This window comes from Cupriavidus sp. NPDC089707 (assembly GCF_044748965.1).
In the GTDB taxonomy this organism is placed as follows: domain Bacteria; phylum Pseudomonadota; class Gammaproteobacteria; order Burkholderiales; family Burkholderiaceae; genus Cupriavidus.
In genome coordinates this window covers 1-5,961 of sequence record NZ_JBIVHB010000052.1, presented here as the reverse complement: position 1 = coordinate 5,961, position 5,961 = coordinate 1, and the positions used below count along the sequence as shown (strand labels likewise).

Below are 5,961 nucleotides of genomic sequence, written 5' to 3'. Positions count from 1 at the left end.
ATGACGGACGGCGCGACGACCGTCACCACCGTCGAGGCTGGCGACGGCCGCCTGACCTCCAAGGGCGACACCAATGGCGGCAAGGGCGCGTCGCGCACCGACACGGTCCGCCCGAACGATGGCCGCGTCACCAGTGCTGCGCCCACGAACCCGGCGGACGCCTACGCCGCGATCCGGGATGAATGGATCAAGATCGATTTATGCAACAACGCCCCACAGATGCATCATCGACTGCTGGAGGCTGTAGTCGATTCAATCTTGCTGAATTCAGATCTAACAAAAATGAAACTTGATTCAGGATTGCCTTGTTTCGGGCGTTATTCGTGTTCAGTATGATCTCCTGCCTTGGACATGCTACCAAACTATTGCGGTAGCCCAGGTGATCGCAACATGCTGATTTTCCGGAAAATTTCGTGTTGGCAGATCCCTGTGAGACGAATCTACACATGAAAATAGACATAAGCCGAGCCATTGCGTTGCTTCCTGTGACACTGCTGGTAATGACTGTTGGTTGCGCGCCGCAGCAAGCCATGCAGGGATCTTCCAGTGCCCAATCAGTTGAGTCATCGGACAGTTCGCCCTCACGGAAGCCGATCGAATCAAACAGTTCTGCCGCGCAGCCGGTGGAGTTCTATCCCGGCTATCCGCCGGCTTGGGTCAAGAACTACAAGAATCTTCCGCCGGAGGTCATCCCCGGGGCGAAGCTGGGGGATTCGAAAGAGGAGAGCGCTAAGCGGCTTCGGCCCGAGATCAGGGAATTGCTGGATGTTGCTCGACGCTTCTATTACGACCCGGCACTACTATCGCATCGCCGCGAAATGCTTGAGTTCCTGCATGTTGGTTCCACAACCCGTGAAGTCATTGAGACGCGAATGCAGGACGGAGCGTTGATTCCTCATTTCCGAGAAGACTTTCGTAGTGGTGGTCTCTTCTCCAATCCAGCTTGGCGAGGGTATTACCTCTATCGTGGATTCGAGGATGAGTTGCCGCGCGAGCGTTGGGGGGTTGATATTTCGGTCAAAGTGGATGGCGCCAAAGACTGCGTGGATAGCAAAGCGGTTGAGGGATATCTTGACGTGCCCCTTGATCCTGGCTTGTGGCCCCCTGGTCTTCACCCTGTTCCACCAGAACGCTGGAACAGGCACGGGAAGGAAAGCGATGGGAGTTTAGTTGCTCGAAGTCCAAGTCAAACCACTGGTGGCCTCGAGATTGGATTCGCAAAGGGTTGTCTAGTAAGACTCGAATTTGGTGCCACGTATAACTTGAATAAGGTTTCCAATGAAGACGTTCTCCGAAAATGATCCTGTCTTCAGTGGTCTGAGAAACGATCCGCTGGTCAGTAGATCGGCGCTGGCCAACTTTGTTGTACAAGCGAACTCAAACGCAGTTCTTAATTCGTATCTTTCGAAGGCAGGATCTGATCTTGTTGTCCGAATAAAGAACAACGATGAATTATCCAAGTCTCGAGATGGGGCTTTCTTCAATCCAGAGCCGGACCGCAATGGTAAGCTTGTTGTGGCACTGAATCCTGACTGGTTCATCGGTCCGAACGCCAAGTTTCCCACGACGTCAATCCTAACCGTCAGTCACGAACTGGATCACTACACACGCGTCGCTGATCTTCAGAAGTCGATGGAGATTCTGAACGATGTATCCCGATCCCCGGTGGATCGGTTGAGCGGCTATATCGCGCTGCGCATGCAAACCGAGGTAATGGGCGCCCGCGCGGAATTCCAAGCACTGCGGGCGGCCTATGGAATTGCGCCAGACGCACCGATCCCCAAACGCTACCAGATGCTCCTGACTGCCAGTGACCGGCAACTGCTCCAAGTCGAGGCAGCTGGGTATGAGCAAGGCTTGCGGAGTGGTGCGCTGGATGCGTACTTTGCCGAAAACGGCGCCGGCGTGCTCTCCCGCAATACGACCTATTGGGAACGTTACACGAACGGCATTGCCGAGCAGATCGGCGTTTCTCCGGATGCCGTGGCCAAGCTCCGCAGCGACCTCGCATATAAGCTTGCCGATCCAGATGCCGCCATCGATTGGAGCGTCCAAAATTTATCGAGCGGCTTGGAGCAAATCAGCCGCACGTACGCCAACGGAGAAACTGTCATTGACAACTATGACGCCGTTGGCTGCGTTGGGCGCGAGGTCATCAAGAACGGTGTCGTCATTGAGAGGAGCACTACTGGCGTCGATTCCGACGGCGTGCGTGTCACTACTACAGTTGATGGCAACGGCCGGCTTTTGTCTACCTCGTCGGAGCAGATATTCGATGATGGCTCCACAAGAACACGAATTGAGTATCCGGATGGCCGCATTGTCCTGGCTACAACCGATGCCGATGGCACAGTTTCCAGCCAGGTAGTTCAGGAAGTCGGTGCCGCAGCTGGTCCCGCTCCCGAGAGCGTTCTCGGCAGCATCCAAAGCATGCTGTCGCTGGTCCAGGCGATCGAATCGGGAGATACCAAGGCGATCGTGGCGGCGAGCGCGGCCATGCTGGCCAACCTGGATCGAGCTGGTGGCGGAACGCTGCTGCCGGATGGCGTCGGAGTTGGTTTGAATGCGCTGGCGGCAGGCATCAACCTGTTCAATGCCATCCAGGACGGCGATGGACTGCGTATTGCGGCGTCCAGCCTGAACCTGGGTAGCCAGGCGGCGACCATCTACGCCAATATGCTCAAGGACCAGGGCATCGCGGCATACGAGGCCGGTGCGACCACCGCGGGCAACAGCCTCATGGAGTCGGCCGGCACCATGGGACAGGTGGCGGGCGGACTTGCCCTTGTCGCGAGCATCGTGTCGCTGGTAATGGCGATCGAGGATGGGAATGGCTATCAGATTGCCAGCGCGGCGCTGAGTACCGCTGCCGCTGGATTTGCGGTCGCTGGATACACGTCTTACTGCCCGCCGCTGGCCTTTGCTGCGGTTGCCGTGGCGATGATTGGCGCGGCATTCACCGACGACGATATCCCGACGCTGGAAGGCGAGGCCACTGCGGTATGGAATCCGGATGGCAGCATCCATGTGCTGACCACGGTCGATACCGAGCAAGGCGGCGGCACGCCCACCAGGATGCTGCAGAGCCTGGTAGATGAACTGCAGAAGTCGCTGGCCGCCCAAATGGATGCCAATGGCAACCCTGTTTACGCGATCATCCCCCAGCGCCTGCCGACCATCGGCTACGCCTACGATCCAGATAGCTACCTGGGCAATGCCGCGAGCTTTGACGGCGCCCCCGGTCATTTGTACTTGAAATGGATTGACGAGAACGGACAGGAGCAGACCCGCTACTTCGACGGGGTGGGCAATCGGGGGCAAGCGGGGCAAGCGACGCTGATGCAGGAGTTCCAGGTGCATGCGTTTGAGGCGGTGGCCTTTCATTTCGCATTGTAAAAATCGAAAAACTGAGGTTGCTTTTTTTACCCCGGCAGGTTGTGGCCGTAGAGAAAATGTCATAGCCTCCGCCTTTCAAGAGGCTTTCAGTCCTGGCGGCAATAAGAGTAGCACCAAACGTCATTGTTTTACGGCGAGCCGACAGCAGAGAGTGAAGCGTCTTGCCGGAATGTTCGAATGCAAGGGAGAGACACATGGCAAAACGATTAGGGACGGTCTGTATGTCAGTGGTGGCAGCGCTGACCTTCATAGCGTTAGGCGGGGCCGGCCTCTACGTCTATGCACAGGAGCGGCACGATCTCCCGCCATTTGATCACGAGAAGGCCAAGCAGCTCTCCGCAGAAACACGAGCGGAGTACGAGCGGAATCTCTTCAATGAACTGGAAGCTTGGAATACCGGCACGCCGAAGTACTTGGGCAAGGATGGAACCAATCGGCGCGAAGCCGATTGGCTTGCCATGGCCCAAGACGGTTATGAGCTGGCGTATATCACGCTGCAGGTTCTTCAGCCGTCCACCGGCATTCGTTACGCGGCAGAGAAGCCCCTAGCGCGGCTTACGGAATTGGCTGAGGGCGGCGATGCGGGTGCGATGTGCTTGCACTGGTACCTGATTGACCGGGACCCCAAGGGCAATCAAGCCAAGTACATCGAGCCTGCGTACGCGTTCATGCGGAGCGGAGCGGCAGTTGGCCATCCGGCGTGCCTTAGTAGGGTCGGCTTCTTCCTCATGACTGGCATCCACGGTTTTCCAAGGGAGACACGCGCAGGATTCGATGCATCAGTCAAGGCTGCTCAAGCCGGCTATGACGGCGCAGGCTCGGTGGCGGTCTATCTTGCTTCGCGAGAAATGGCGAGCTCTACGGATTGGACGAGGTACTACTGCTGGCAGGTTCAGGCTAGCCGTTACAGGACATATGCAGATCCTGGAATCGTTTTGCGTAAATTGACCCGGGATTCAAAATTGGCCGATAGCGGAAAACTCGCCGACAGTCTTGAAGCGTGGCGGCCGACTCTCGATGAGTGCATTGCCCTGAAGCTTGGAGATGAGTAATGGCTGGTCCTATTGCCCAATGGCGGAGCGAAGAGAAACGACTCAGTACTCAGCTTGACCAAGCGCGAGACAAACTGGCGGCTCTTTGGGATGCCGGCGCTAGCTCACTCCAAATCAACCAAGCTCGCCTTGGTGAACTTGCAGCGGTCAAGCAATACAACGATTTCCTCAACACTGCGAAGCAGGATTACGCGAAGGCGACGCAGTACGAAGCGAGGCTGCGCAATGATCCGAACCTGTCGGCATTGGACCGCCAGCAACTGGAAGGCACGCGCGATGCATTGAATGCCCGTGCCGGTGAGTTCCAGCAGTTCGCCAATGACAGCAAGCTCTATCCGCAGTCTGCCAATCCCGTCAAACTGGATGGCAAGATTTATTTCGATGATGGTCACACGGCGTGGGACACGACCACCCCGCGAGGGATACTCGGCTCAGCCATCGACAGCAGCAAGGCCGCGTTTTCGGCTGGTCTCGAATGGATTACGCCAAGCAACGCCACGAACCAGCTCGCCTGCGCGGAGGGCTTCAATAGCGTAGTGGGAGCCGTATCAGGTAAGGTCTTGAATAGTCCCGGCAATGCTGTGAATCCTGCCGCTGAGAAGGCGCTCGAAGAGGTATGGGGGCAGGCCAAGGGTAGCGTCATGAAACCAGGCGATGGCGTCTGCAAGATGCTATATCCGGCAGGCGATCCGAATGTCGAGGACTTGCGTAAAGCCGGTCTGATCAGCGAGCTGGAACTGCCCGGGGAATTTGGTGATCAGTATCTGGTGCTCGACATTCCCGCCGAGCTAGTCGCTTATGGCCTCGTGGGCGCAGAGGTAGAGAATCGCGTGCGCAATGGTGCGATGACCGCGGATGAAGCGTACGCAATACTTGGACCACAGCGCGACACCGTACCTGAACATGCGATCGGCCTTCTTCCATATGAGGGCGCCACTGAATTTGACTTCATTGAAGACACAGAGGTGGTAGCGCTGCCTGACATTCCAGTCACTACGGCGCCCGAGACGGTTAGCGCTGTTGGCGTTCTCGGCAGCGTGCAAAGCATGCTGTCCCTGATTCAGGCCATCGAATCGGGCGACACCAAAGCGATCGTGGCGGCCAGCGCCGCCATGCTAGCCAATCTGGACGCTTTGCGCAGCGACGTGCATCTGTTGCCAAGTGGTGTAGGTGCGGGGCTGAATGCGCTCGCTGCCGGCCTGAATCTGTTTAATGCGATTCAGGATGGGGATGGTCTGGGCATCGCGGCCTCGAGCCTGAACCTGGGGAGCCAAGCTGCGACGATCTACGCCAACATGCTCAAGGACCAGGGCATCGCCGCATACGAGGCCGGTGCGACCACTGCGGGCAACAGCCTGATGGAGTCGGCCGGCACCATGGGACAGGTGGCAGGCGGACTTGCCCTTGTCGCGAGCGTTGTGTCGCTGGTAATGGCGATCGAGGATGGGAATGGCTACCAGATTGCCAGCGCGGCGCTGAGTACCGCTGCCGCTGGATTTGCGGTCGCTGGATA

The 5,961-nt window shown here is 57.5% G+C and carries 5 protein-coding genes; all 5 read left to right on the top strand.

What is annotated here, in order from left to right; translation table 11 throughout:
• The coding region (locus ACIP1U_RS32415; RefSeq protein ID WP_400324000.1) for a hypothetical protein at positions 1–336 on the top strand (336 nt) is incomplete at its 5' end.
• A gap of 110 nt (positions 337–446) precedes the next feature.
• Complete coding sequence (locus ACIP1U_RS32410) at positions 447–1,301, top strand: hypothetical protein (protein WP_400323998.1); 855 nt, start codon at positions 447–449, stop codon at positions 1,299–1,301.
• Positions 1,279–3,396 (top strand): hypothetical protein, encoded by a 2,118-nt coding sequence (locus ACIP1U_RS32405; protein WP_400323993.1) that lies wholly within the window; start codon positions 1,279–1,281, stop codon positions 3,394–3,396. Before ACIP1U_RS32410 ends, ACIP1U_RS32405 begins: the two co-directional genes overlap by 23 nt.
• Positions 3,397–3,590: 194 nt before the next feature.
• Entirely contained in the window at positions 3,591–4,448 is an 858-nt protein-coding gene (locus tag ACIP1U_RS32400) for a hypothetical protein (protein WP_400323990.1), read from the top strand.
• Positions 4,448–5,961, top strand: a 1,514-nt coding sequence (locus ACIP1U_RS32395) for a hypothetical protein (RefSeq protein ID WP_400323987.1), incomplete at its 3' end; no start/stop codon positions are given. The genes ACIP1U_RS32400 and ACIP1U_RS32395, both read left to right, overlap by 1 nt.